Genomic DNA, 1586 nt, shown 5'->3' on the forward strand with positions numbered 1-1586 from the left:
CACCATCAGAAATCATGTAGATACCGAATTCGCCCTTGGGAGCCTCAACGGCTGTGTACACTTCTCCTGCCGGAACGGACATGCCTTCCGAAAACAGCTTGAAGTGATGGATGAGGGCTTCCATGCTGCCCTTCATTTCTTCACGGGGCGGCGCGGCCACCTTGAAGTCATCCGTAATGACCGGCCCCGGATTCTGGCGCAGCCAATTCACGCATTGGGCAATGATGTGGTTGCTTTGCCGCATTTCCGCCACCCGTACCAGATAGCGGTCATAACAATCCCCGGTACTACCGACAGGAATCTCAAAATCCAGATCAGCATAAGCTGCGTAAGGCTGGGTCCGCCGTAAATCCCAGGCTACCCCGGAAGCCCGCAACATGGGACCGGTAAAGCCCAGCTGCACCGCCCGCTCGGAACCTACCACACCAATCCCCACTGTTCTTTGTTTCCAGATGCGGTTATCGGTCAGTAATGTTTCATATTCGTCGACATAACCGGGAAAACGCCGGGTAAAATCTTCAATGAAATCGAGCACCGTTCCCTGACGATTGGCATTGAGTTCATCCAGGCGCCTGGCATCCCGGTAAGGCGAGGCCACATATTGGGGCATCTGTGCCGGGAGATCACGATACACCCCACCAGGCCGATAATAAGCTGCGTGCATCCGCGCACCGGAAACCGCCTCATACACGTCCATAAGATCTTCCCGCTCACGAAAGCAGTACAGGAAGACACTCATGGCACCCACATCCAGCGCATAGGCACCCAGCCAGAGCAGATGGTTGAGAACCCGGGTAATTTCGTCGAAAAGCGTACGAATATACTGGGCACGCCTTGGCACTTCCAGACCCAGCAGCTTTTCCACAGCCAGGCAGTACGCATGCTCGTTACACATCATCGACACGTAGTCGAGGCGGTCCATATAGGGCAAATTCTGCAGATAGGTTTTATTTTCAGCCAGCTTTTCCGTAGCACGATGGAGCAAACCAATATGTGGATCAGCACGCTCGATGACTTCCCCGTCCAGCTCCAGCACCAGACGCAACACCCCGTGTGCCGAAGGATGCTGCGGCCCGAAGTTCATGGTGAAATTATTGATTTCTGGCATTGTAACGCCCCTCCTCCCCGGACCGGATGATGCGCGGGACAACCACCCGTTCTTCGGTGCGCGTGGGTTCGTAAATGACGCGCCCCTGATCGGCGTCATAACGCATTTCTACGGTTCCCACCAGCGGAAAATCCTTACGGAATGGATAACCCACAAAACCATAATCGGTAAGAATACGGCGCAGGTCGGGATGACCATCAAACAAAATCCCGTACAGATCAAAAGTCTCCCGCTCAAACCAGTTGGCGGCCGCCCAGACATCCACTACGGAGGGAACAATCGGCAACTCCGTGTCCGCAAATATCCGCAAACGGATGCGCTGCCGGTGTGGCAGGGAAAGCAAATGATAGACCACCGCAAAACGCGGACCTTCCCGGGTACCGTCGCCATATTCGGAGTAATCGACTCCGCATACATCTATCAGCATGTCGAAGCGGCAGGCCGGATCGTCGCGCAACCAGAGACAAGCTGCGTGGAA

At 55.0% G+C, this 1586-nt stretch carries 2 protein-coding genes; both read right to left on the reverse strand.

What is annotated here, in order from left to right:
* Window positions 1-1108 (reverse strand): NADH-quinone oxidoreductase subunit D (locus AC2VLY_RS07625; RefSeq protein ID WP_486922045.1); only part of this gene is annotated, 1108 nt, incomplete at its 3' end.
* A partial coding sequence (locus AC2VLY_RS07630) for an NADH-quinone oxidoreductase subunit C (protein ID WP_486891874.1) occupies window positions 1092-1586 on the reverse strand: 495 nt, incomplete at its 5' end. The genes AC2VLY_RS07625 and AC2VLY_RS07630, both read right to left, overlap by 17 nt.

It is taken from the genome of Acidithiobacillus sp. TH-A36 (genome assembly GCF_057473445.1).